Raw genomic sequence first — 23,696 nt, 5'->3', positions numbered from 1 at the left:
GCTTGAAACACCACAAGGGTTGGCCAATTTGGTCAGCCCTTGTCTGTATCTAATCGTCGAATCTTAATGTCCGAAGTGAATACGTCATTACGCCCACCACTAAAATGGGCGGGGGGCAAACGCTGGTTATTGCCAGTGTTACAAAAGTTATGGCGTCCCCATAGTGACAAACGTCTTGTTGAACCGTTTTGTGGCGGTCTTTCTGTCGCCCTTGGATTACAGCCGCAAGAGGCCTTACTCAACGACATTAATCCCGCACTCATCAACTTTTATCAGCAGCTCAAAACTGGGTTGAAAATGGATATCAGTTTGTTAAATGATGAGGCGCTGTACTATCAGCATAGACAACAGTTTAATGAAAAGCTGCAAGATCCTAAGCAACGCGCCCAGCTTTTTTATTATCTCAACCGAACTGGCTACAACGGCCTGTGCCGATTTAATAAATCGGGCGGTTACAACGTACCTTTCGGTCGTTACAAAACGATTCATTATTTAACGGATTTTGCCGACTATCAGCCGGTGTTGTCACAATGGCAATTTACTAACACTGACTTTGAGCAACTAGATATCCAAAATAATGACTTTATCTATGCGGATCCGCCATACGATGTGCCTTTTCGGCAATATGCCCAGCAAGGGTTCGAGTGGCAGGATCAAGAACGTCTCGCAGAGTGGTTAGCACAACATACTGGCCCTGTGGTGTTATCTAATCAAGCAACACCAAGAATTTGTAAGCTATACCGTCAGTTAGGTTTTAAGCTGCGTTATGTGGATGCACCACGTCGAATTAGTTGCAAAACTACATCACGTAAAGCCGTTAAGGAAGTGCTGGCTTTGCGTGGTTTTTGATACAATATTCCAACTACAAAACTTTATCTCTTCAAGTTACAGGATCTTCCCCAATGTCTGATATTAATAAGGTCGTTCTGGCGTATTCCGGCGGTTTGGACACGTCAGTTATTCTGAAATGGTTACAGGATAAGTATCAATGTGAAGTCGTAACGTTTACGGCAGATCTAGGCCAAGGTGAAGAAGTTGAGCCAGCTCGTGCTAAAGCACAATCTTTGGGTATTAAAGAGATTTATATCGAAGATTTACGTGAAGAGTTTGCACGAGATTATGTGTTTCCAATGTTTCGTGCCAACGCCATTTATGAAGGTGAATACCTGCTTGGTACCTCAATTGCGCGTCCACTGATCGCTAAGCGTTTGGTAGAAATTGCTGCAGAGACGGGGGCACAAGCTGTATCTCACGGTGCCACAGGTAAAGGTAATGACCAGGTTCGTTTCGAATTAGGCGCATATGGCTTAAATCCAAACATTAAGGTTATTGCACCATGGCGTGAATGGGACCTGTTATCACGTCAAAAACTGCTAGATTACGCTGAACAACATGGCATTCCTGTTGAAATGAAGCAGGGCAAGAAATCGCCTTATTCAATGGACGCCAACTTGCTGCACATTTCTTATGAAGGCGGCATTCTTGAAGATCCATGGGCAGAAGCTGAAGAGTCAATGTGGCGTTGGTCGGTATCACCAGAAAATGCGCCTGATAAACCAACCTATCTGGAATTAACCTACCAAAAAGGTGATATCGTTGCCATTAATGGCGAAGCCATGACACCTGCACAAGTCATGACTTATTTGAATAAAGTCGCTGGTGAAAACGGTATTGGTCGTTTAGATATTGTTGAAAACCGTTATGTTGGTATGAAATCTCGTGGTTGTTATGAAACTCCAGCGGGTACCGTCATGCTTCGTGCTCACCGTGCCATTGAGTCATTGACACTTGATCGTGAAGTCGCGCATTTGAAAGATGAATTGATGCCACGTTATGCCAGCATGATTTATAACGGTTACTGGTGGGCACCAGAAAGAAAAATGATGCAAACAATGATAGATGCGTCACAACAAACTGTTAACGGTGATGTCAGAATAAAACTATACAAAGGTAATGTTGTCGTGGTCGGAAGACGTTCAGCAACGGACAGTTTATTTGATGAGTCAATTGCCACCTTTGAAGATGATTTAGGTGCTTACGATCAAAAAGACGCAGAAGGCTTTATCAAATTGAATGCATTACGTCTAAAAATCGCAGGTAAGAAACGTTAAATTTTAGCCAAGAAGGCTGACAGGCAAGACATAAATGGATTACACCGAATACGAAGAACGTACTGCGGAATACATGCGTTTGGCGATTTCCATGATGAAAAAGCATGGAATCGCCACAACGCCTGCAAACTATGCCGTTTGGTATGAATACGTATCGGGAAATAATGCCAATCTTATGGATGCATTAGATGCCGAACTAGCTGAAACCGGCCGTCTTACTGAACAACAAAGTCGTGATTTATATGAGCGTTTTTTTGATCGTGAGAAAGATCGTCATGCTTTATTTGAAATGCGTCAAGAAATGGGCCGTTTACTCAAGCAAGTACTTAACTTTGTCTATACCGGTGTTAATTCCACAGACAAAAGCAATCATCAACTAAATTCAATGTTGGCACGTCTTCAACCAGACATGTCAAAACAGCAGTTACATGATTTGGTTGAAGAGATTCTTATCGAAACGCGTTTAATTGTTTCTGCTGGTGAATTACTAAGCGAGCGTCTTAATACCGCTGTCACTGAAGTTGAAGTACTCAAAAAACAGCTAGATGAAACACGCCGTGAAGCCAAAAAAGATACTTTGACAGGGCTAGCCAACCGTAAAGCATTTGATGATGCAGTTTCCAAAGCATGTGCTGATGCTGATGCAACAGGAATGGATTTATCGCTGATTTTCTGCGATCTGGATATGTTCTCAGCGCTCAATGAAAAGCACGGCCAACTGGTTGGGGATTTAGTATTACGGGTTGTTGCTGACACCTTACGCGGTAGTCTAAAAGGGCGTGACTTAGTTGCTCGTTATGGCGGTGAAGAGTTCGCTATCTTGTTAATGAATACCTCGTTGCAAAACGCCCGAGCCATTGCTGATACTTTGCGTAATGAAATATCTGGAAAACGTATTCAACGTAAAGATACGCATGAACCATTGGGTGTGATCACGATGTCTTTCGGTGTCGCGCGTTATGTCGCTGGTGAAGGTGTTGATAGTTTTATGCAGCGCAGCGATCGTGCGCTGTATATGGCGAAGCGGCAAGGGCGCAACAATGTTAGTGAAGCGCCACCACCCATTATTTAATTTTTAAAATCCGTCTTTAAGAAAAACGTCTTCCAGTGCTAATTGACCAGATCTTGGTCTAGCTTCCTGCAATGCTTTACCCACCGTAATCATCATTACGATAATATGATCGTGTGGTAGGTTAATGATTTTGGCGACTTTATCAAAGTCAAAACCGTCCATTGGGCACGTGTCATACCCCATCGATTTTGCCATCAACATAATATTCATAGCGGCAATACTTGCTGAACGAATACATTCATCACGCTGGCCTTGATGATGGTTTGCGTAGTAGTTTTCGATGGCAGGTAATATAGCGTCTTGCGCTGCTTGTGGTGCATGCTGCCAATAGCGTTGCGGCTCTTTTTCCCAAGCATTAAGATCGGCACATAATACCAGCAGCATTGAAGCATCAACGACTTGGGCTTGACCCCAAGCGGCCTCAAAAATTTGCTGCCTTTTTTGTTTATCTGCAACCTGAACAAAACGCCAATGTTGGATATTAAAGGCAGTAGGGGATAGTACTGCATGCTCCATTAACTCTTGTACTTCCGCATCACTCATTACATGACTTGGATCATAGTGTTTTACTGAGCGGCGGCTACGGATAGCTTCTTTAACATCCATAAATATTAATAAACCTCTTTTAAATAATTAATTCAGTTCGACTTTTAGGTAAATATATTCGTGTTCATCTCGGTGGCTGCGATAGGTATTGCCATTCTGGTTAAATGATTCACGATCACCACTTTGACCAATTAATGTCCATTTATTGGCTGAACTATTTATCGTGGTGAGAAGCTGACTATTCTCAACATTACCTGTGCGAACATCATATTCAGCAAACATAGGTAAAACTTCTACGCGAACCTGTTTATTGGCCAAAACATTCACCACCGCTTGAAAGCCATTTTCGATAGGGAGATACGTGGTGTTTTGCTGAACTGCTCCGCCATGATGGCCAAATAAAACAAGTTGTTCTTGCTTGGCAATCAAGGTTCCAGTCTGGACTTGTATTGGTTCTCCAGCTAGACCACGTGATGCTATTTCCATACCACGGTCGCGACTATCACTTGTCGACCAGCGATTTATTTGTACATCAGCACCGTGGTTATCGATATTGATTCGGTTGCTATGTTGTTGCTGGTAATTCAAAACTTGCTTACTTCGTAGAACAGTGACCGTAATACTTTGTTGTGGCTTATCTATAACGTCTAATACGCGTTGCACATCTTCAAAGGTGGCACCATCACTACGCAAAAGAATCGTGTTATTAAAACTACTGATAGCCGCATCCTCGGGCAATAGCGGCGTGATTTCTGGTAATACTTGATCGGGCGTACTATGTTTAAGCTCAATCGTATGCATTGTTGTGACGGCCCAAGCGGGTAATAGCCACAAACTAAATAAAATAGCGCTAAAAATTTGCTTCATTGTTAGCCCTTCATTAGATATGTAAACGACGTGATTGTGGATCTGGTTGACTACGCGCCCACATGGCATCAAAGGCTTGTTTCAACTGTAGGTTTCTAGCGCGATCATCTGTCGCCATATACCCCTGATAACGTAATGGATCAGCGCAGTACAAAACGGAATTATCGTCAATTAATAAACAAAGATGAATCTGGTCTTGATCATCTCGATCACATTGATGAATGGCAATATGGCTGCTCAAACGTTGGGCTAGGGGAAGTAATTGATGACTTTTGCTAATCGCGTCATTGGTTGAATGTACTAATACACGTACCTGACTGAAGCGACTGGATCGTGCAAAGCGGCTAATTATTTCTAGCACAGCACTATTATCGAGCAAATGTTTATCTAAAGATGGGGCAAAAAAACAGATTTCTCGTTTTGCTTGTTCTACCAGTTGTAAACAAGCAGCCACTGCATTCTGACGGCCCTCAATGACCTGACGTTGAGGTTGTACAGGAGCAGTGGCATCTGTCATTAGCAGTTACGCGCTTGTTCTACTGCATTACCAATATAGGTAGCTGGCGTCAGCGTTTTCAAAGCATTTTTTGCTTCTTCTGGCATATCCAAATCTTCAATAAAGGCTTGCATGATTTCCTTATTAACACGTTGGCCACGAGTTAACTCTTTGAGTTTTTCATAAGGGTTTTCAATGCCATAACGACGCATGACAGTTTGAATTGGCTCAGCCAATAATTCCCAATTAGCATCTAAATCCGCAGCCATCACTTCTGGCGCTGCTTCAAGTTTACTAATCCCTTTTAATGCTGAGCTAAAGGCTAATAAAGAGTGGGCAAAACCAACACCGATATTACGTAATACGGTTGAGTCGGTTAAGTCACGCTGCCAGCGAGAGATAGGTAATTTCATAGCCAAATGATCAAACGTGGCATTCGCAATGCCAAGATTACCTTCAGCATTTTCGAAATCGATTGGGTTAACTTTGTGTGGCATCGTTGATGAGCCGATTTCACCTTTAACGGTTTTTTGTTTGAAATAACCGATAGAAATGTAGCTCCAGATATCACGACAGAAATCGATCAAAACTGTATTAAAACGGATCATCGCTTGGAACAATTCAGCCACATAATCATGCGGTTCAATCTGCGTTGTATATTGATTCCAACGCAAACCTAAACCAGTCACAAAAGCATGCGCCATCATCGGCCAGTCAACATCTGGATAGGCTGATAAATGCGCGTTATAGTTACCAACAGCGCCATTCATTTTGCCGTACATCAATACAGCAGCAACGTGGGTGCGTTGTAGTTCAAGACGTTTCACAACGTTGGCAATTTCTTTACCTAAAGTTGTAGGAGAAGCAGGTTGACCATGTGTACGTGACATCATCGGAGTCGCAGCATGTTCTTGAACTAACTTTTGCAATGCAGCAATGATGTTATCCATCTCAGGCAAAATAACTTGCTCACGTGCATTTTTAAGCATGATGCCGTAAGCAGTGTTATTAATGTCTTCAGAAGTGCAGGCAAAGTGGACGAACTCTTTAACTGCATTTAATTCGCTATTGGAAGCGAATTTGTTTTTAATAAAGTATTCGACGGCTTTAACATCGTGGTTAGTTGTCCGCTCGATATCTTTAATCGCTTGTGCATCATCAACTGAGAAATTATTAATAATGTCGTTAATAAATGCTTCAGCGTCGGCGCTCAGTTTTGGAACTTCCGGAATCCCTGCATTGGCTCCAAGCAAATGTAACCAGCGTAGCTCAACTTCAACGCGGGCTTTGAGCAAGCCATACTCACTGAAATAAGGGCGCAAGGCTTTGGTTTTGTCGGCATAGCGGCCATCGACCGGCGAAATGGCGGTCAGTGCGGTTAATTCCATGAAAACTCCGTAGAAACATACTGAAATGTGGGCAAAATTATAGCAGAACTCATCGTTAAAACCGGATTTGATTCGGTGAAATAACGGAATGTGCGCTAAAATAGTCGCACCAAACGACATAACGTGGAGCAAATTGCGTGCTAAAAGAATATCTAAATCATGTAGAAGAACGTGCTGCCGAAGGCTTACCGCCTTTACCTTTAGACGCGGTACAGGTTGCTGACATTATCGAACAGTTAAAGCAGCCAAAATCTGACGATACTGATGCACTTTTAGAATTACTCATCCACCGGGTACCACCTGGTGTTGATAAAGCCGCTTATGTGAAAGCTGGCTTTTTAGCGGCGCTGGCAAAAGGCGAAGCGAAATGTGAATTTATTGATGCAGTTAAGGCGACGGAATTACTTGGCACGATGATGGGTGGTTATAACATCGCACCATTAATCTCGCTGCTCGATAACGATGTGACGGCGGATGCTGCACAAGTAGCATTGTCAAAAACGGTCATGGTTTATGACGCCTATCATGATCTAGTCGAGAAATCAGCCAATAACCCATACGCCATGAACGTTTTAAAGTCATGGGCTGAAGCGGAGTGGTTTTTATCACGTCCACAGTTAGCAGAAGAAATTACTGTTACGGTCTTTAAAGTACCGGGTGAAACCAACACCGATGACTTGTCGCCAGCAACCGAAGCTTGGAGCCGTCCAGACATTCCATTGCATGCTAAAGCGATGCTGGTCAGCAAAATGCCAGGCGCTTTAGACACTATCGAGTCGCTAAAAGAAAAAGGTCATCCAATTGCCTATGTCGGTGATGTAGTCGGTACTGGCTCATCACGTAAATCGGCAATTAACTCAGTGCTGTGGCACATGGGAAATGACATTCCTTACGTGCCAAACAAACGTCAGGGTGGTGTGGTTTTAGGTAACAATATTGCGCCGATTTTCTTCAACACAGCTGAAGATTCGGGTGCATTACCGATTGAGTGTAATGTCGACAATCTGGAAACTGGTGATGTCATCATTATCAAACCTTATGAAGGTAAGATTGTGAATGCCGCTGGCGATGTATTGTCAGAATTCTCGATTAAGCCAACCACATTACCAGACGAAGTGCGTGCCGGTGGTCGTATTCCATTAATTATAGGTCGTGGTTTAACTGATAAAGCGCGTGAAACTCTAGGTCTTGAGCCATCAACCGTATTCAAGCGTCCTGTTGAGCCAGATCACAGTGATAAAGGTTATACCCTAGCGCAGAAAATGGTCGGTCGTGCTTGTGGTGTCGAAGGTGTGCGTCCTGGTGCGTATTGTGAGCCTAAAGTCACTACGGTTGGTTCACAAGATACAACTGGCGCCATGACCCGTGATGAACTAAAAGAACTTGCGTGTCTGGGCTTCTCATCAGATTTGGTGATGCAGTCTTTCTGCCATACTGCCGCTTATCCAAAACCAGTTGATATCAAGCTGCAACACGAATTACCTGAGTTTATCAGCACACGTGGCGGTGTTTCATTACGTCCTGGTGACGGTGTTATTCACTCTTGGTTAAACCGTATGATTTTGCCGGATACCGTTGGTACGGGCGGTGACTCTCATACTCGATTCCCGATTGGTATTAGCTTCCCAGCAGGTTCTGGTTTGGTTGCCTTTGCTGCGGCTTTAGGTGTCATGCCGTTGGATATGCCTGAGTCGGTATTGGTTCGGTTTAAAGGTGAAATGCAACCAGGTATTACCTTGCGTGATTTGGTTAACGCCATTCCTTATGCGGCAATTCAGCAAGGTTTACTGACAGTTGAGAAGAAAGGTAAGAAAAATATCTTTAACGGTCGTGTATTAGAAATCGAAGGCCTGCCAAACCTTAAAGTTGAGCAAGCATTTGAATTATCTGATGCCTCAGCTGAACGTTCAGCAAATGGTTGTACCGTTCACTTGAACAAAGAACCTATCATTGAATTTATGAATTCAAACATCGCATTGATGGAATGGATGATCGCTGATGGTTACCAAGATGCCAGAACACTGCAGCGCCGTATCGATGCAATGAAAGCTTGGCTTGCTGATCCGCAATTGTTGTCACCAGATGCCGATGCTGAATATGCAGCAGTTATCGAAATTGATCTCAGTGAAATCAAAGAGCCATTGTTGGCTTGCCCAAATGACCCTGACGATATTAAACCGTTGTCAGAAGTCGCTGGTGAGTCAATCGATGAAGTCTTTATCGGTTCTTGCATGACGAATATCGGTCATTACCGCGCAGCAGGTAAAGTACTGGAAAATATGGGTAACTTGCCGGTCAAACTGTGGGTTGCACCACCAACCAAGATGGATAAACATCAACTGACTGAAGAGGGTATTTACAATACCTTTGGACGAGTTGGTGCGCGTACTGAAACGCCAGGTTGCTCACTTTGTATGGGTAACCAAGCACGTGTTGCTGATAATGCCAAAGTGGTTTCAACTTCAACACGTAACTTCCCTAACCGTTTAGGTAATGGCGCCGATGTTTACTTATCATCTGCTGAGTTAGCGGCAGTAGTTGCGAGTATGGGTAAAATCCCAACCGTCGCTGAATACTTGGAGAAAGTAGCTGGTATTCAACCAATGGCTGATGAGATTTATCGCTATTTGAATTTCCATGAAATGGAAGAGTACAAACAAGCCGCTACTAGTTAATTCGGTAGGGCATTAACAAAAAAGGCTGTTTTCGATAAGAAAACAGCCTTTTTTTATGTGTGTAATAAATACAGTTTTAGATAATGCGTTTTAACGTATCGTCTTTGCGAACTGCATGGTGATAAATGGCCGCGCCAATATGAGCGATTACCAGTAACACTAGCACCCAAGCAAAAATACTGTGTAATTCGCCAATCATATGTGCCCATTCAGGCTTGCCATCAGGTTTCGCAATCAGTTCGTAGCCAAATACCTTAATGGGATAACCTTTGCCATGAATATACAAAGCACCCAATGGTGGCATTGTGATAACCAAGAAATACATTAAATGATGGCCGCCTTTAGCAAGCTTACCCAATTGGCCATTAGGGGCAGGGCGTTGTTTTTGCATTGCAGACCAGATGAGTCGTGCAATCATCAGTATGAATAAAACCGCACCAATCGAAACGTGATATGGCCCAAAAGTATCACCTAACCAATGTTCACCCTCATTAATACGATCGGCAAACTTAAAAAATTGCTGAATAATCAGGATGGCAACTAACCAATGAAAAAAACGGGTGACGATGCCATATCGGCTGGGGGAATCATGCAACATTTAACTGTTCTCCTTTACAAAAATCATAATTGAAATCCATTAACACCTATAACAAGAGATCATGATGCGCATGATAAATAGGCTTTATTAAGATTTTCTTATGACAGAGATAAAACAGAATGGTTTCTCGCTACCTCAAGACTGATAGCGAGGAGGATGATAGATCGCTAAATAGATTTTGATAATTCGGAGCAGGTGTTGAGCAATTTATTACTGGCAAAAATAAACTGCCAACGATTGCCACCTTTTTGCCGCCATAACACAGCTGCACGAATACCCGCCAGTAATAGGGCGCGTACCTTATTTACATTGTCAGGTTGTTGCAGATGGCCAGCGTCACCAAACACTTTTACGACAGGTTTTAGCTCGCTAATCGTTCGCTCGTAGATGCCTGCAAATCTTGCGATCACCTGTGGACTGGTTAAGCTGCCAAAATAGTCGACTTGTTGAGGTATTTGTTCGATTTCACGACTAATCAAATCCAGCATTGCAGGGCGTTTGATTAACTTACGCTCTAAATGCAGTAAACCAATGGCATAACGTAGCAACATGACATCACTTGGTGACTTCTTTTTGGTGAGTTGCTGATTAAATGCATACAATCCAGTGCGAAGGTTCTCAAGCTTGCCATAGACATCAATCGTCGATGAGGCTTCAATTGCCAACAAGCTGTTGAGCATAGTGGCTAATTCATCGTTATCAACTTGACCCGTCTCAGCCACTTTTTGAACAAGTGATACGGCTTGCATCAGACCGGCAAGGGCAATCACTCTATCTTGGTACGGATTGTTTTGGCTCATGGATGCATACCAGGTGCATTGGTATCGACAATAATGCCGCCACCAAGACAAATATCATCCAAATAAAACACCACAGATTGACCGGGCGTGACGGCACGTTGTTTGTCATCAAAAGTAACGACAATTTGACCGTTAGCATCACGATCTATTGTGCATGCTTGATCGGGTTGGCGATAGCGAGTTTTAGCAGCAGCCCGCAGTGGCAATTCAGGTGCATTACCGGCGACCCATGATAATTGCTCAGCACGAAGTTCAGTGCTGTAAAGCCATTCATGTTCACCTTGCACAACGTAAAGCGTGCGTGTTGCCATATCTTTACCGGCCACAAACCAAGGCTCGCCCGTACTATTTTTACGACCACCAATACCAAGACCTTGGCGTTGCCCAAGGGTGTAGTACATAAGGCCTGCATGTTGGCCAATTAACTCACCTTCTGGCGTGCGCATTTCACCCGGTTGAGCAGGGATGTAGCGGCCCAAGAATTCACGGAAACGGCGTTCACCGATAAAACAAATGCCCGTGCTATCTTTTTTGTCCGCAGTGATAAAGCCAGCTTGCTCGGCAATTTTACGTACTTCCGTCTTAGGTAATTCACCTAATGGGAATAGGGTACGTGACAATTGCGCTTGACCAAGCGTGTAGAGGAAATAGCTTTGATCTTTTTTATTGTCTAGCCCTTTGAGCAGCTGAAACTCGCCGTCAATCTCTCTTACCCGAGCATAGTGACCCGTGGCAATCAGGTAACCACCCAGTTCCATTGCATGATCTAGAAACGCTTTAAACTTGATCTCACGGTTACACAAAATATCCGGGTTTGGTGTTCTGCCGGCTTTGTATTCATCAAGAAAGTGCTTAAAGACAAAATCCCAATACTCCATGGCAAAGTTTGCTTCATGAAATGGGATGCCGACTTTATTGGCTACTGAAATAGCATCTTTGCGGTCTTCTTCGATAGTGCATTCACTTTCATCAGCGAAGTCGACCCAGTTTTTCATAAATAGACCTTCGGTGTCGTAACCTTGTTGTTTTAACAATAAAGCTGACACTGAAGAATCAACACCGCCGGAAAGTCCGACGACAACTTTTTGCATATCTGCCATAGGATTTATTTCAGTAAATCAAGATCGAAGCGTTTGCCTGTTAAATAGTCTTGCCAGCACTCCATAACCAGTGGGCTACGAAATTGGCTGGCACGATCCAGCATGGTTTGTTTATCTAACCAAACCGCTTGAGTAATATCCGGGTCGAGCGGTGTATCAAGGAAATCCCCAAGGCTGCCAGTAAAGCAAAAGCGGATATAGGTTTCTTGTGATGCCTCATGACGCCAGCGGTAAACGCCAACCAATGCTTCAGGATGAAACTGCCAAGCAGTTTCCTCCTGTGTTTCGCGGATAACCGCGTCAATCAGGCTTTCGTTGTCTTCGAGGTGACCGGCTGGTTGGTTGAGACGTACGGCGCTGCCGATGCGTTCCTCTACCATCAGAAATTTTTGATCCCGTTCGATGACGGCGGCTACGGTGGTTCTTGGTGTCCAAATCATCGGCGCATTTTAACACGGACTTGTCACTTTCTTCGCGCCATTCTCCGGGTAAAAGTTCGTTAAGTTGCCAAGGGCCAATTGCCGCGCGAATTAACCTCAAGGTTGGATGACCAACAGCAGCCGTCATACGACGAACTTGGCGGTTTTTGCCTTCGCTAATCTGAATTTCTAACCACTGTGTCGGAATGCTTTGTCGAAACCTAACTGGTGGCGAACGATCCCATACTCTAGGCGGATCGATTAACCGAGCATTTGCTGGAAGGGTGAGTCCATCTTTAAGTTGAACACCATCTTGCAAGCGTTTTAAAGCGACTGCATCAGGAATATTCTCGACCTGAACCCAGTAGGTTTTCACCATTTTATCTTTGGGATCAGCGATTTGTTTTTGCCACTGCCCATTATCCGTCAACAACATCAAGCCTTCGCTGTCGCGGTCTAATCTGCCTGCGGCGTAAATATTAGGAATATCAATAAAGTCCTTAAGCGTTCGACGTCCTTCAGTATCAGTGAACTGACAAAGAACATCATAAGGTTTATTAAAGGCGATCAGTTTGGTCATGGTGAAGTGTGGCCTAGGATAATGCTAAAATAGCGGCTTTATTTTTCGACGTATTGGTTTTCGTGTGTTCAGCATAGCAGTTTAGCGTTTTGCTGAATGTAATAAACATCAGGGTTGATATTTCATCAACCGTACCAATATAGCTGGATAACAGGTTGAATCTATTTTTTTAAATAGATGAAAATCCTGGACTCAATAATGATTTTTGCAATCACATGCTGACTGGTTTCAGCATTGCCAGAATAGTTACTGAAAGTAGCAACATTGTTGAATTAGTGCTGATTAGCGACGAGCTTTTTGGCAATGAACAGCGTCATGGTTAATGGCGTACGGCATACCAATTTGGTTAATGTAGCCTCATACAAATCATTGGTATGCTTAGTTGTAGTGATAATGCTGCAGCTGTTACCCAACACATCTTAGGAGAAGTTATGAAAGTTGCAGATAATGTAGTCGTTGTTATCGATTACACACTCACCAACAACGAAGGCCAAGTTATTGATAGTTCAGAAGGCGCGGGTCCTCTGGCATATCTTCATGGCGCTGGTAACATCATTCCAGGTTTGGAAGATGCATTAGCTGGTAAAGAAGCTGGAGATAGCGTTAAAGCAAGCATTGAACCTGCACAAGCTTACGGCGAACGCCATGAAGCATTAAAACAAGAAGTACCAGCTGAATTATTCAGCGGTGTTGATAAAGTTGAAGTGGGTATGCAATTTCAATCTGAAACTGACCAAGGCCCAGTTTTAGTTACTGTTACTGAAGTTGGTGCTGAAACCATTACTGTTGATGGTAACCACCCACTGGCTGGTGTTCATCTGAACTTTGATGTTGAGATTCGCGAAGTTCGTGAAGCAACAAAAGAAGAATTAGAACATGGTCATGTTCATGGTGAAGGTGGTCATCACCACTAAAAAATACTGTTAACGCAGTAACCTAAAGACGGGCATTGTGCCCGTCTTTTTGTTTGAGATATTTCAAAATGCAAGACATCGAAAATTTAAATCAACAGTTTGCAATTCCAGGGGCGTTAAGCTTTTCAGCTGGCCCTAATGACACGGTTATGATTGATATTGAAACCGAAAAGTCTCGGGCTCAGTTATCAACCTATGGTGCACAGGTTTTATCCTTTAAACCGGCAGCGGCAAATGAAGATTTGTTATATCTCAGTCCAGATAGCATTTATGGTGGTGGCAAAGCTATTCGCGGTGGTGTGCCGATTTGTTGGCCATGGTTTGGTGATGATCCAAGTGGTCATGGCCGGCCTGCACATGGGTTTGCTCGTAATCAGGTTTGGCAGGTCATTTCAACAACTAAAAATGCTAATGACGATATCGTCGTGTCATTACAGTTATTACCAAATGAAACCAGCCGGAAATATTGGCATTGTGATTTTTCTTTAGTCTTTAAGGTCACCATTGGTGACAGCCTTAAAATGGCACTGACTACCCATAACGTTGATAACGAGAGTTTTGTTATCTCACAAGCCTTACACACTTATTTCAATGTGGGAGATATTGAGCGTCTACATTTAAGGGGGCTCGATAAACACCACTATTTAGATAAAACGCTCAACTTTGCCGAAAAGTATCAGATTGGTGAAGTTCGTTTTGTGTCAGAAACAGATCGTATTTATCAAAAAGCACCATCGGAAACGTATATCGAAGATGAATCTTTGCAACGTCAGGTGATTATTAAAAGCCAAGGTTCCAAAACAACTGTGGTTTGGAACCCGTGGAATAAGGCCATGTTACTGATGGACATGCCGAATGATGCCTATCAACAGTTCGTTTGTGTTGAAACGGCCAATGCGACAGAAGATAGTATTGAACTGGCGCCAGGTCAGTCGCATACACTGGTTGCTGAATACAGTCTCACTGACTACGTTTAATAAGCGGCTGATTTATTCAGTGACTAAGGTATCGGCTTTGTAGAAAGCACCGTCATCAACAGCTAGTGCTTTTGTCAGCTTAGGTAATAAGGCTTTCATTGTTGTCATTAACTGCCATGGTGGATTAATGACAATCATGCCAGATGAGGTCATTCCTAGTTCCAGGCTGTCTGCCTGAGAAGCTAATTCAAAACGTTGGATATTTCTAATCCCACTATTGACAAGTAATTTTTCCATTCGCTCAATGCGAGTACGTTCCACAACGGGATACCAAATAGCATAAATTCCGGTGGCAAACTTCTTGTGGGCTTGAATTACCGTCTGACAAACCAGGTCATAATCAGACTTAATTTCATATGATGGATCAATTAACACTAAGCCGCGGCGGGATATCGGTGGTAACAATCTGCCAAGTCCTTTGAGTCCATCTTCATGCCAGACTTGGGCGCGAGGATCCGTTTTCAAGTTATCAGCAAGTAACCTGACATCTTCTTTATGAAACTCAAATAACCAAGCGCGATCTTGAGAGCGCATCATATTAAGTGCGAATAAAGGTGAGCCCGGATAAAAATCTAAAGAGCCCGCAGTATTAAACTGCTTAATGATAGAAAAATAGTTAGCCAATTCCGGCCAGTCACTTTCGTTGAGTTTGCCAATACCACCTCGGTATTCTTGTAGCTTTTCTGCCGGTTCTGAACTTAAGTTATATAGTCCGACGCCAGAGTGCGTGTCAATATAGCTAAAGGCTTTATTTTTCTGGATTAAGTGCTGCAAAATTTCAGTTAAAACAATATGTTTCAACACATCAGCAAAGTTACCTGCATGATAGACGTGGCGATAACTTAACAACGGCAAAGCTCCAATTAAATTTCCAGAAATCTACGGTCAGCATTTGCGTTGCTAACGTTCAGCTGATGGCAAGGTCGACAAATCATAACCACTTTTCAGTTAGGCAGCGTGGAAATCTGTATTAATGGCTTAACTACGCTGATTTGTTTGCAATATTTCAATGACACGTCCTTGATAAAACACAACCCAGACATCAAATTTGCCATATTGCTGATAAACCCATCCTTCATAATGCCGGTGATAACTATTGAAAAACGTACTGTAAGTACGAGTCCATTGTTTTTTATCCACTGGTTTTAGTCGTGGGCAAGCTGTCATGATTTCGGGTTTGGTCATTCCTTTTTGTATCAGCTTATTGCCACAGCGATATGAGTTCATTTCACTAAACGTGATGTCAGCCTGAACTAATGGGCTGGCCAACAGTGTTAACAACAAGATCCATTTCATTGTTAGTTCTCCATAAATAGTAAGTAAAGCGCTGGTGATCCATGACCAACGCTGATGTGTTTAGTTAACCAAACTTTGAATTGGCGCTGGAATGCGACCGCCTAAACGAACAAAGCGATTTTCTTGGCTACCGAGATTAACTTCCATAACTGGGCCTTCACCTAATAGACCACCAAATACAACGTGATCTCCTGCTTTTTTACCCGGCGCTGGGATAAGGCGTGCTGCAGTTGTTTTCTTATTGATAACACCAATCGCCATTTCGTCAGCAATAACGGCTGAAAGCATTTCGGCAGAGGTATCACCAGGCAAAGCAACCATGTCTAAGCCAACCGAGCAAACTGCGGTCATCGCTTCGAGTTTTTCTAGGCTTAATGTGCCATTTTTCGCTGAGTCTGCGATGCTCAAGTCTTCACAGACAGGAATAAATGCACCACTAAGACCACCAACATGTGAGCTGGCAAACGCACCACCTTTTTTAACCGCATCATTCAACATAGCTAAAAATGCCGTGCTGCCCGGTGCGCCCATTGCAGGTAGACCAATTGCTTCAAAAATTTCACCGACACTGTCATTTTTATTCGGCGTAGGCGCCAGAGATAAATCGACGATACCAAATGGTAAACCTAAAATTTGAGCAACTTCACGACCGACTAACTCGCCTGCACGGGTTAAACGTGCAGCGGTTTGTTTGATGACATCAGCCGCACGGCTTAAATCCATATGATCATCTTCAGCCAGCGCACGCTCTAAAGCTGCTTTGACAACGCCGGGTCCACTTACACCGACACTCACTACCGCATCAGCTTCGCCAATACCCAAATACGCACCCGCCATGAAAGGTACATCTTGCGGAATATTGGCAAACACCACCAATTTTGCCGCAGCTAAACCATCATCTTTTGCTGTTAATTCTGCGGCTTCTTTAATCACATGTCCCATGCGATTAATGGCATCCATATTGATACCGGCTCGGGTACTTGCCACATTTACAGATGAACAAACACGTTTACTTTGTGTCAGGGCCTGGGGAATAGCATCAATTAATGCACGATCACCGGCGCTCATACCTTTTTCGACCAGTGCACTAAAGCCGCCGATAAAATCAATGCCCAGTTCATCAGCCGCTTTGTCTAGAGTTAACGCAATTTCGACCATTTGTTCGGAAGAGAAGGGCGCGGCTACAACACCAATCGGGCTGATTGAAATACGTTTATTGGCAACTTCAATACCATAACGACGCTCGATACGCTGACAAGTCGATACGAGCTTGCCGGCATAACGCGTAATTTTGTCGTAAATCTTGCGTTTGAACGTGTTGATATCATCACTGACACAATCCGTTAGGTTAATACCCACCGTGACGGTACGCAGATCCAGATTTTCTTCGCGAACCATTTGCAGTGTTGAAATAATGTCTTTTTGATTAAGCATAAAAATTCCTGATTTTTTGGCTTCGCGAATTTAATTGAGGATGTTACTGACAGATTCAAAGATTTTGCGGTGCTGAACACTAATCTCAAGATTTAGCTTTTGAGAAATGACATTTAAATCGTCACGCAAATCATCCATCACTGTTGATTTAGGCACATCAATTTCAAATACCATCAGGTTATCCATTGGGTTTTTACCGCCTTTGAAAATAGCTTGGATATTGGTGATATTAACGCTGTGTTTAAACAAGGCATTGGCAACAGCCGCCACTAAACCTTGTCTATCCGGCCCGATGCAAGAAATGATGTATGGCTGCGTTTCCGGCTTGGATTGTTGCCAATCCGTGGTGTGTTCATCCCATGCATGCACATTAATAAATAAACCCAACTCACCACATGCCTCTTGGATGGCTTTTTGTAATTCGGCTGGCGTTTCGCCTTCAGGCAAAGAGGCGAGAAGCAATGCCCCGAATACATTTTCCAATAAAGTTTGGCTGAGATTTTCAATATTGCCGTGACGTTGCTGAATGACAGTTGCGACGTTGGCCATGATGCCGGGTTGATCACTTCCCAACACGGAAATCAAAACTTTATTCATTTGCTTACCTTTAAAATGGGCTAGAGTGTTTGGCTTGGGTATATCGTTGTTACTTTGGTGTTATGACCATTGTTCACGTAACTTCTGCCGATTAATAAATAACCATTGGATAGCAATAATGGGGATGGCTGAGACAATTTTACCCTCATTAAGTAATTGATAGACCTCGTCAAATGGCACGACTGACACGGCAATATCTTCATCTTCATGATCAAGACCGTGTACACCACCGACATGACTGCTATCAATTTTGCCGCAGTAAAGATGTAATAACTCTGAAGTGCCGCCCGGAGAGGTGAAAAACTCGTTGATTTTGATTAACGCTTGAATGTCACAGCCAGATTCTTCCATTGCTTCACGATGGGCGACCGCTTCAGGTGTTTCGCCTTTTTCAATTGCGCCAGCAACAATTTCAATTAACCAAGCACGCTCATCATTAAATTGCAGTGCACCCACACGGAATTGCTCAATAAGCACCACAGCGTCTTTGATTGGGTCGTACAAAATCACGGCAACACATTCGCCACGATGAAAGACTTCGCGGGTTAATGGGGCGCTCCAGCCACCTTGATAAAGTGTATGTTTTACGGTGACTTCGTTAACGCCAAAATAACCTTTAAAAACGGCATCTTCGGCAATGATTTCAAACTTTTTCTCGGCGTTATTGAGTGACATTGGCTGTGACTTCTGGTTGGAAAACGTCGGTAGGTATACCTTCTAGCTTACGTAGGTATGCAGTAAAGCGACTATCGTCTTTTTCGATATGTTCGAGTTTGACCGGCAAATAACCAAGTTCGGGGGCACACCATAATGTGGTTTTGCGATCGCTATCGGCGTCTCTTTCTCGAGTGAGTTTTACGGCAGCGATTTTACCTAATGGGGTATCAATGATTTCTTCGCCTAGACGAATAATTTCATACTTTTTGAGTTTGCCACCATCGGCAATGGTGTAGGTCAGTTTATCGCGATTATTTTCCAAATCGTGCATGACTTGAAGTTGGTAGACCAGCTTATCGAGGGTATTGCGTTTGAGTTTTAAATCCCAAGGTTGCTCACGATCATCAATATGTACTTTTAACTTATTCCAGTAAAAGTCCATGGTGAGCGTTTTATCTTTCTTGCCGCCATCACGTGAATAGCGATAAAACATAGGACGAATTTTATCTTGGTGATAAACCCAAAGACTGGTTTCTTCAATAATATCGGGCTTTATAAATGCGAAGATGCCTTTCGCTTGGGTTTTTGAAACAAACTTCCGTTGTCCTGCTTCATCAGTTGTTAGGGTTTGTTTGAGTTCACCAGCTTGAATGCCGTTTAACTCAACCTGATAATTTGCATGAAAATCAGGCAACGGTTCAGCGTATAAACGCGTTGCCAACAGCAGCAAAAATAAGCCGGTCAGCAGTTGTCTCATAAAGTTAAGCGCCTTGTTGTATCAATAGCTTTATGGCATCTGGATACAGCTTATGTTCCTCAATCAGTACACGGGCAGCGAGAGTATCCGCTGTATCATCAGCCATTACGGGTACTTTGGCTTGTAAGATTACAGGGCCATCATCCAACTCTGCTGTGACAAAATGCACACTTGCACCATGTTCTTTTTCCCCAGCTTCAATGGCTCTTTGATGCGTGTGTAAGCCTTTGAACTTTGGCAATAGCGACGGATGGATATTGATAAGTTTGCCTGCAAAGTGCTCCACAAAATCAGCCGTCAAAATTCGCATAAAGCCAGCCAGAATAACGAAATCTGGTTGGTAGCTGTCAATGACACGGGCAAGCTCAATATCAAAAGCTTCACGGCTTTCGTATTGTTTGTGGTCGAGTAATTGTGTGGCAATACCTGCATTGGCAGCTGAGTCAAGGCCAGCAGCATCGGGTCGGTTACTAATAACCGCAGTTATTTCTGCTGACAGTTCATCCGCCTCAATGGCACGGATGATTGACTGCATGTTGCTACCACGACCCGAAATTAAAATGACCAGTCGTGCTTTTTTCATCGGATAATCACACGCTCGCTAGCATCAGATGCTTCGATATGACCAATTTGCATTGCCGTTTCGCCCAATGCAATTAAGGTATTTACTGTTTCTTGCGCTTGGCTTTCGTCAACAACAACGACCATGCCGATACCATTATTAAAGGTACGGTACATTTCGTGATCAACAACATTACCGTTAGTTTGTAACCAATCAAATACAGCAGGGCGCTGCCAGCTAGCTGCATTGATAACGGCTACAACACCCTCAGGTAAAACGCGTGGAATATTTTCGATTAAACCACCGCCAGTGATGTGGGAAAGTGCATGAATATCAACTTTTTCATTAAGTTGCAGAAGTTGTTTAACGTAAATTCTTGTTGGTGCTAACAGTCTTTCGCCCAACGTTGCACCATCAAATGCATCGTTAAGGTTGGCACCACTACGCTCGATGATTTTACGGATCAATGAATAACCATTTGAGTGTGGGCCCGACGAGGCAATACCGATAATGGCGTTACCAGCAGCCACTTTACTGCCATCAATGACACCATCTTTTTCAACGATACCAACACAAAAACCAGCTAAGTCGTAGTCGCCTTCTTCATACATGCTTGGCATTTCGGCGGTTTCACCACCAACCAATGCTGCACCAGATTGCAGACAACCTTCAGCAATACCTGCAACCACATCAGTTGCGATATCAACGTTTAATTTACCGGTAGCGTAGTAATCTAGGAAAAAGAGGGGTTCAGCACCTAATACAGCGATGTCATTGGCACACATGGCAACCAAATCAATACCAATCGTGTTATGAATACCAGACTCAATTGCTAAACGTAGCTTAGTACCAACACCATCGGTTCCTGAGACCAACACCGGATTTTTATAACGATCCAATGGCAACTCAAAAAGACTACCGAAACCACCTAAGCCCGCCATTACGCCAGGACGTTTTGTTTTAGCTGCCAAAGGTTTAATACGGTCAACTAGTGCGTTACCTGCTTCGATATCGACACCAGCGTCGCGGTAGCTGAGTGAAGTAGTTGATGGATTATTAGAATCAACGGAATTGGTCATGCTTAAGTCCTGAGAATAATGGGCGTCACACAAGAAAATCAGCGTGCTAGAATACCACAATGACCCGATTAATAACCGTGCTGTTTTTCCTTTTCTTTGCGACCAAGCTCTTGGCCGCACCAGTTCCTAATCTCTATCAAGCTCAAGTGGCAGTTGCTTCACAAAGTGAGGCAGATCGTAGCCGAGTTGCGCCAGAAGCTTTGAAACAAGTCATCGTTAAGATTGTGGGTAATCGTAAAACAGTAAACGACGCGGATATCACAGCCTTACTGGCCGATGCCGATAGATATGTAGAACAATATTCTTATCAACAAACGAATGAAGATGCTGATTTAACGACGCCTGAAGAATTAGCTGTCACGTTTATTTTTGATGAGCAACGAATTGATAACGCCTTACAAGCCATCGGTTTACCTACGTGGAGTGAAAATCGTCCTGAGATTTTACTCTGGCTAGCAACGGATATTGGTGGTCAACAACGCTTAATTGGTGATAATGATGATAAGTCACTGACAGACTCGATTCACAACATTTCAGAAAAGCGTGGCTTGCCAGTGAACATGCCGGTAATGGATTTGCAGGATCTGACGCAAATCAGTTTTAGCGATATCTGGACCAATAATAACGAAACGGTAAAGGCTGCTTCTGAGCGTTATGGCGCTAAGATTATTGTCAGTGCACAGCTACGTGGTAGTGATAGTCAAGCTGGTATCAGTTGGCAGGCACTAATGAATAACGACGTTGAACGTTGGCAAAGTGAGGGTGATGTTACTCAATCTCTGACACAAGGTTTACATCAATTAGCAGATATTTTAGGTCAACGTTTTGCTCAGAAAATGGGCGAGGCGCAGCAATTATCGATACAAATTACCAACGTTAAAAACTATCAAGATTACAGTCGCTTACTTGCATACTTTAATAATATGCAAGCGGTTGATTCAGTTAAAGTCGTTAATATGCGTAATGAGGTTTTAACGTTAGACATCGGTTTAAGCGGTGATGAGACTAAATTTCGCGAACTATTGGCGTTTGATGGCCAACTTGAATCGCAAGACAGTCCTGCCGATAGCCAAGTTGAACAATTCCGGTTTGTGCCTTGACCTATCGCGATATTCCGAACTTAATTTCCTGTTTTCGTATCGTACTGATCGGTCCAGTCGTCTGGGCAATGCTGCAATTTGATTTTCGTTTAGCATTACTTTTGTTTGCTATTGCTGGAATCTCGGATGGCTTGGATGGCTTTTTAGCCAAACATTATCACTGGCAATCACGGCTTGGCTCAATTCTTGATCCTATTGCTGACAAATTACTTTTAGTTGCGAGCTTTGCCACGTTGAGCTACTTGCAATTATTACCTTGGTGGCTGTTTTTTTTAGTGATGGGCCGTGATTTAGTCATTGTAATTGGGGCGCTCGCTTACCATAATGCCTTCGGTGAGTTTGAGTTGAAACCACTCTGGAGCAGCAAGATCAACACCTTGCTACAGATCCTGCTGGTGCTTTTGGTGATGGTTCAGGCGCAGTGGTTTTCAGAGCTTGATGCCGTGACAACTATCGGAATTTGGCTTGTTGTTGCCAGTGTTATAAATAGTGGCAGTGAATATGTCATGGTCTGGGGCTTAAGTGCGTGGCGTCAACGCAAATAGGTTCGCACGGGCTACGTGGTAGCCTCCTGAAAATGGATAATTGAGGCAAACATGACAGAAAAACAACCGCTGATTTCAGACAGCAATAAATGGCTGATATTGGCTTCTCTATTGTTGTTTGGCTTTTTGTTTTATCAACTTGCCAATGTGTTAATGCCATTTTTTGTGGCCGCATTATTAGCCTACCTCGGTGATCCACTCGTAGACCGTCTTGAAGAGCGGAATTTGTCCCGTACCTTGTCAGTTGTCATTGTCTTTAGCAGTTTATTTCTTGTTCTAGTGATTTCAGTTCTGATTCTGATCCCATTATTGGGTGGTCAGATAGCGTCATTGTTCGAGAAAATGCCGGGCTACATCGATAAGTTACAAAATAGTATTGATCCGTTATTGCAAATGTTGGGCTTATCTAAAGAGATGATTAACCTCGATACGCTCAAAGACGGATTAAAAAACTACTGGTCTGAGGCCGGCAAAATGGCCGGTGACGTGTTTGGTTACCTAAGTCGTTCGGGTATTGCATTACTTGGCTTTGTAACTAACTTAGTGTTGATACCTGTCATCACATTCTATTTATTACGTGATTGGGATTTATTGGTTGCCCGTTTTCGTGAGCTTTTGCCACGCAGACATGCCGAAAAAATCACTGAGTTATCGTTGGAGTGTGATGAAATGTTGGCAGGTTTTTTACGGGGCCAGTTGATGGTCATGTTGGCGTTGGCAATTATTTATAGCGTCGGCTTAACCTTTATTGGTTTAGACCTTGCCATCTTATTGGGAGTTGTTGCTGGTGTGGTGAGTTTTGTCCCATACCTTGGCTTATTGGTCGGTATCGTTCTGGCCGGATTAGCGGCCTACCTCCAATTCCAAGATTGGTTACCCATTCTGTATGTGATTGGCGTATTTAGCTTTGCACAGTTAATCGAAGGCATGGTGTTAACACCGCGTTTTGTGGGTGAACGAATTGGTTTACATCCGGTTGCTGTTATTTTTGCCGTAATGGCAGGTGGCAGTCTATTTGGTTTTATCGGCGTCTTATTGGCTTTACCGGTCGCAGCAGTGGTAATGGTGTTGTTACGCCATGCACATGATCGTTATGTAAACAGCCACTTATATTCATAAAGCAAGC

26 protein-coding genes are annotated in these 23,696 nt (G+C 43.4%); 9 read left to right on the top strand and 17 right to left on the bottom strand.

Annotation, left to right across the window (positions count from 1 at the left end; genetic code table 11):
• Nucleotides 1-66 precede the first annotated feature (66 nt).
• Genes OMP94_RS03390 through OMP94_RS03380 form a run of 3 tightly spaced genes read left to right on the top strand, consistent with a single transcriptional unit; the run spans nt 67 to nt 3,183 of the window.
• Complete coding sequence (locus OMP94_RS03390; protein WP_266276020.1) at nt 67-849, top strand: DNA adenine methylase; 783 nt, start codon at nt 67-69, stop codon at nt 847-849.
• Between the two features lie 53 nt (nt 850-902).
• The gene (locus OMP94_RS03385; RefSeq protein WP_266276018.1) at nt 903-2,111 is read left to right on the top strand and encodes an argininosuccinate synthase; all 1,209 of its coding nucleotides are present in this window, start codon (nt 903-905) and stop codon (nt 2,109-2,111) included.
• Nucleotides 2,112-2,145: 34 nt separating this feature from the next.
• A complete protein-coding gene (locus OMP94_RS03380; protein WP_266276016.1) occupies nt 2,146-3,183 on the top strand; it encodes a GGDEF domain-containing protein in 1,038 nt (345 codons plus the stop codon).
• Nucleotides 3,184-3,186: 3 nt separating this feature from the next.
• On the opposite strand, the gene OMP94_RS03375 is transcribed toward OMP94_RS03380, so the two are convergent.
• From OMP94_RS03375 to purB, 4 genes are read right to left on the bottom strand one after another with little or no spacing between them, the layout of a single operon-like run.
• Nucleotides 3,187-3,789 carry a nitroreductase family protein gene (locus tag OMP94_RS03375; protein WP_266276014.1) on the bottom strand — a complete coding sequence of 201 codons (603 nt, stop codon included), beginning with the start codon at nt 3,787-3,789 and terminating at the stop codon, nt 3,187-3,189.
• A 27-nt stretch (nt 3,790-3,816) separates the two neighbouring features.
• Complete coding sequence (locus tag OMP94_RS03370; RefSeq protein WP_266276012.1) at nt 3,817-4,596, bottom strand: hypothetical protein; 780 nt, start codon at nt 4,594-4,596, stop codon at nt 3,817-3,819.
• Nucleotides 4,597-4,609: 13 nt separating this feature from the next.
• The gene (locus tag OMP94_RS03365) at nt 4,610-5,113 is read right to left on the bottom strand and encodes a hypothetical protein (protein ID WP_266276006.1); all 504 of its coding nucleotides are present in this window, start codon (nt 5,111-5,113) and stop codon (nt 4,610-4,612) included.
• Nucleotides 5,113-6,480, bottom strand: a complete 1,368-nt coding sequence (gene purB, locus OMP94_RS03360) for an adenylosuccinate lyase (protein ID WP_266276004.1) — start codon at nt 6,478-6,480, stop codon at nt 5,113-5,115. The genes OMP94_RS03365 and purB overlap by 1 nt, the downstream gene beginning before the upstream one ends.
• A gap of 137 nt (nt 6,481-6,617) precedes the next feature.
• Here purB and acnB point away from each other — a divergent pair, with 137 nt between their 5' ends.
• Nucleotides 6,618-9,155, top strand: a complete 2,538-nt coding sequence (gene acnB / locus OMP94_RS03355) for a bifunctional aconitate hydratase 2/2-methylisocitrate dehydratase (RefSeq protein ID WP_266276002.1) — start codon at nt 6,618-6,620, stop codon at nt 9,153-9,155.
• A 76-nt stretch (nt 9,156-9,231) separates the two neighbouring features.
• On the opposite strand, the gene OMP94_RS03350 is transcribed toward acnB, so the two are convergent.
• The 5 genes from OMP94_RS03350 to OMP94_RS03330 all read right to left on the bottom strand — a co-directional run bounded on the left by OMP94_RS03350 (nt 9,232) and on the right by OMP94_RS03330 (nt 12,652).
• Nucleotides 9,232-9,753, bottom strand: a complete 522-nt coding sequence (locus tag OMP94_RS03350) for a cytochrome b (protein WP_266276000.1) — start codon at nt 9,751-9,753, stop codon at nt 9,232-9,234.
• A 167-nt stretch (nt 9,754-9,920) separates the two neighbouring features.
• Nucleotides 9,921-10,553 carry a high frequency lysogenization protein HflD gene (gene hflD, locus OMP94_RS03345; protein ID WP_266275998.1) on the bottom strand — a complete coding sequence of 211 codons (633 nt, stop codon included), beginning with the start codon at nt 10,551-10,553 and terminating at the stop codon, nt 9,921-9,923.
• Complete coding sequence (gene mnmA, locus OMP94_RS03340; RefSeq protein WP_266275996.1) at nt 10,550-11,653, bottom strand: tRNA 2-thiouridine(34) synthase MnmA; 1,104 nt, start codon at nt 11,651-11,653, stop codon at nt 10,550-10,552. Before mnmA ends, hflD begins: the two co-directional genes overlap by 4 nt.
• Before the next feature lie 5 nt (nt 11,654-11,658).
• On the bottom strand, nt 11,659-12,033 hold the full coding sequence (locus OMP94_RS03335) for an NUDIX domain-containing protein (protein WP_266275994.1): 375 nt from the start codon (nt 12,031-12,033) through the stop codon (nt 11,659-11,661).
• Nucleotides 11,954-12,652 (bottom strand): pseudouridine synthase, encoded by a 699-nt coding sequence (locus OMP94_RS03330; protein WP_266275992.1) that lies wholly within the window; start codon nt 12,650-12,652, stop codon nt 11,954-11,956. Before OMP94_RS03330 ends, OMP94_RS03335 begins: the two co-directional genes overlap by 80 nt.
• Before the next feature lie 431 nt (nt 12,653-13,083).
• On the opposite strand from OMP94_RS03330, the gene slyD reads away from it, so the two are divergent.
• Nucleotides 13,084-13,566 (top strand): peptidylprolyl isomerase, encoded by a 483-nt coding sequence (slyD, locus tag OMP94_RS03325; protein ID WP_266275990.1) that lies wholly within the window; start codon nt 13,084-13,086, stop codon nt 13,564-13,566.
• Between the two features lie 68 nt (nt 13,567-13,634).
• A complete protein-coding gene (locus OMP94_RS03320; RefSeq protein WP_266275988.1) occupies nt 13,635-14,543 on the top strand; it encodes a D-hexose-6-phosphate mutarotase in 909 nt (302 codons plus the stop codon).
• A gap of 12 nt (nt 14,544-14,555) precedes the next feature.
• On the opposite strand, the gene OMP94_RS03315 is transcribed toward OMP94_RS03320, so the two are convergent.
• From OMP94_RS03315 to purM, 8 genes are all read right to left on the bottom strand, one after another.
• Nucleotides 14,556-15,392 (bottom strand): 23S rRNA (adenine(2030)-N(6))-methyltransferase RlmJ, encoded by an 837-nt coding sequence (locus OMP94_RS03315; RefSeq protein ID WP_266275986.1) that lies wholly within the window; start codon nt 15,390-15,392, stop codon nt 14,556-14,558.
• A gap of 129 nt (nt 15,393-15,521) precedes the next feature.
• Nucleotides 15,522-15,839: a DUF2845 domain-containing protein gene (locus tag OMP94_RS03310; protein ID WP_266275984.1), complete on the bottom strand. Its 318-nt coding sequence runs from the start codon at nt 15,837-15,839 to the stop codon at nt 15,522-15,524.
• A gap of 60 nt (nt 15,840-15,899) precedes the next feature.
• Complete coding sequence (locus tag OMP94_RS03305) at nt 15,900-17,273, bottom strand: PFL family protein (protein ID WP_266275981.1); 1,374 nt, start codon at nt 17,271-17,273, stop codon at nt 15,900-15,902.
• A 30-nt stretch (nt 17,274-17,303) separates the two neighbouring features.
• A complete protein-coding gene (locus OMP94_RS03300) occupies nt 17,304-17,870 on the bottom strand; it encodes a glycine cleavage system protein R (RefSeq protein ID WP_266275979.1) in 567 nt (188 codons plus the stop codon).
• 60 nt (nt 17,871-17,930) lie between these two features.
• Nucleotides 17,931-18,545 (bottom strand): NUDIX domain-containing protein, encoded by a 615-nt coding sequence (locus OMP94_RS03295; protein WP_266275977.1) that lies wholly within the window; start codon nt 18,543-18,545, stop codon nt 17,931-17,933.
• Nucleotides 18,532-19,284: a DUF3108 domain-containing protein gene (locus OMP94_RS03290; protein ID WP_266275975.1), complete on the bottom strand. Its 753-nt coding sequence runs from the start codon at nt 19,282-19,284 to the stop codon at nt 18,532-18,534. Before OMP94_RS03290 ends, OMP94_RS03295 begins: the two co-directional genes overlap by 14 nt.
• A gap of 4 nt (nt 19,285-19,288) precedes the next feature.
• The gene (purN, locus tag OMP94_RS03285; protein ID WP_266275973.1) at nt 19,289-19,867 is read right to left on the bottom strand and encodes a phosphoribosylglycinamide formyltransferase; all 579 of its coding nucleotides are present in this window, start codon (nt 19,865-19,867) and stop codon (nt 19,289-19,291) included.
• Nucleotides 19,864-20,925 (bottom strand): phosphoribosylformylglycinamidine cyclo-ligase, encoded by a 1,062-nt coding sequence (purM, locus tag OMP94_RS03280; RefSeq protein WP_266275971.1) that lies wholly within the window; start codon nt 20,923-20,925, stop codon nt 19,864-19,866. Before purM ends, purN begins: the two co-directional genes overlap by 4 nt.
• Nucleotides 20,926-20,984: 59 nt before the next feature.
• On the opposite strand from purM, the gene OMP94_RS03275 reads away from it, so the two are divergent.
• Genes OMP94_RS03275 through OMP94_RS03265 form a run of 3 tightly spaced genes read left to right on the top strand, consistent with a single transcriptional unit; the run spans nt 20,985 to nt 23,689 of the window.
• Complete coding sequence (locus OMP94_RS03275; protein WP_266275969.1) at nt 20,985-22,025, top strand: DUF2066 domain-containing protein; 1,041 nt, start codon at nt 20,985-20,987, stop codon at nt 22,023-22,025.
• Nucleotides 22,022-22,570: a CDP-alcohol phosphatidyltransferase family protein gene (locus OMP94_RS03270; protein WP_266275967.1), complete on the top strand. Its 549-nt coding sequence runs from the start codon at nt 22,022-22,024 to the stop codon at nt 22,568-22,570. Before OMP94_RS03275 ends, OMP94_RS03270 begins: the two co-directional genes overlap by 4 nt.
• 51 nt (nt 22,571-22,621) lie before the next feature.
• Nucleotides 22,622-23,689, top strand: a complete 1,068-nt coding sequence (locus OMP94_RS03265) for an AI-2E family transporter (protein ID WP_266275965.1) — start codon at nt 22,622-22,624, stop codon at nt 23,687-23,689.
• Nucleotides 23,690-23,696 lie beyond the last annotated feature (7 nt).

This window comes from Methylophaga sp. OBS3 (genome assembly GCF_026319325.1).
Lineage (GTDB): Bacteria > Pseudomonadota > Gammaproteobacteria > Nitrosococcales > Methylophagaceae > Methylophaga.
This window is presented reverse-complemented; position numbering and strand designations above follow the sequence as displayed.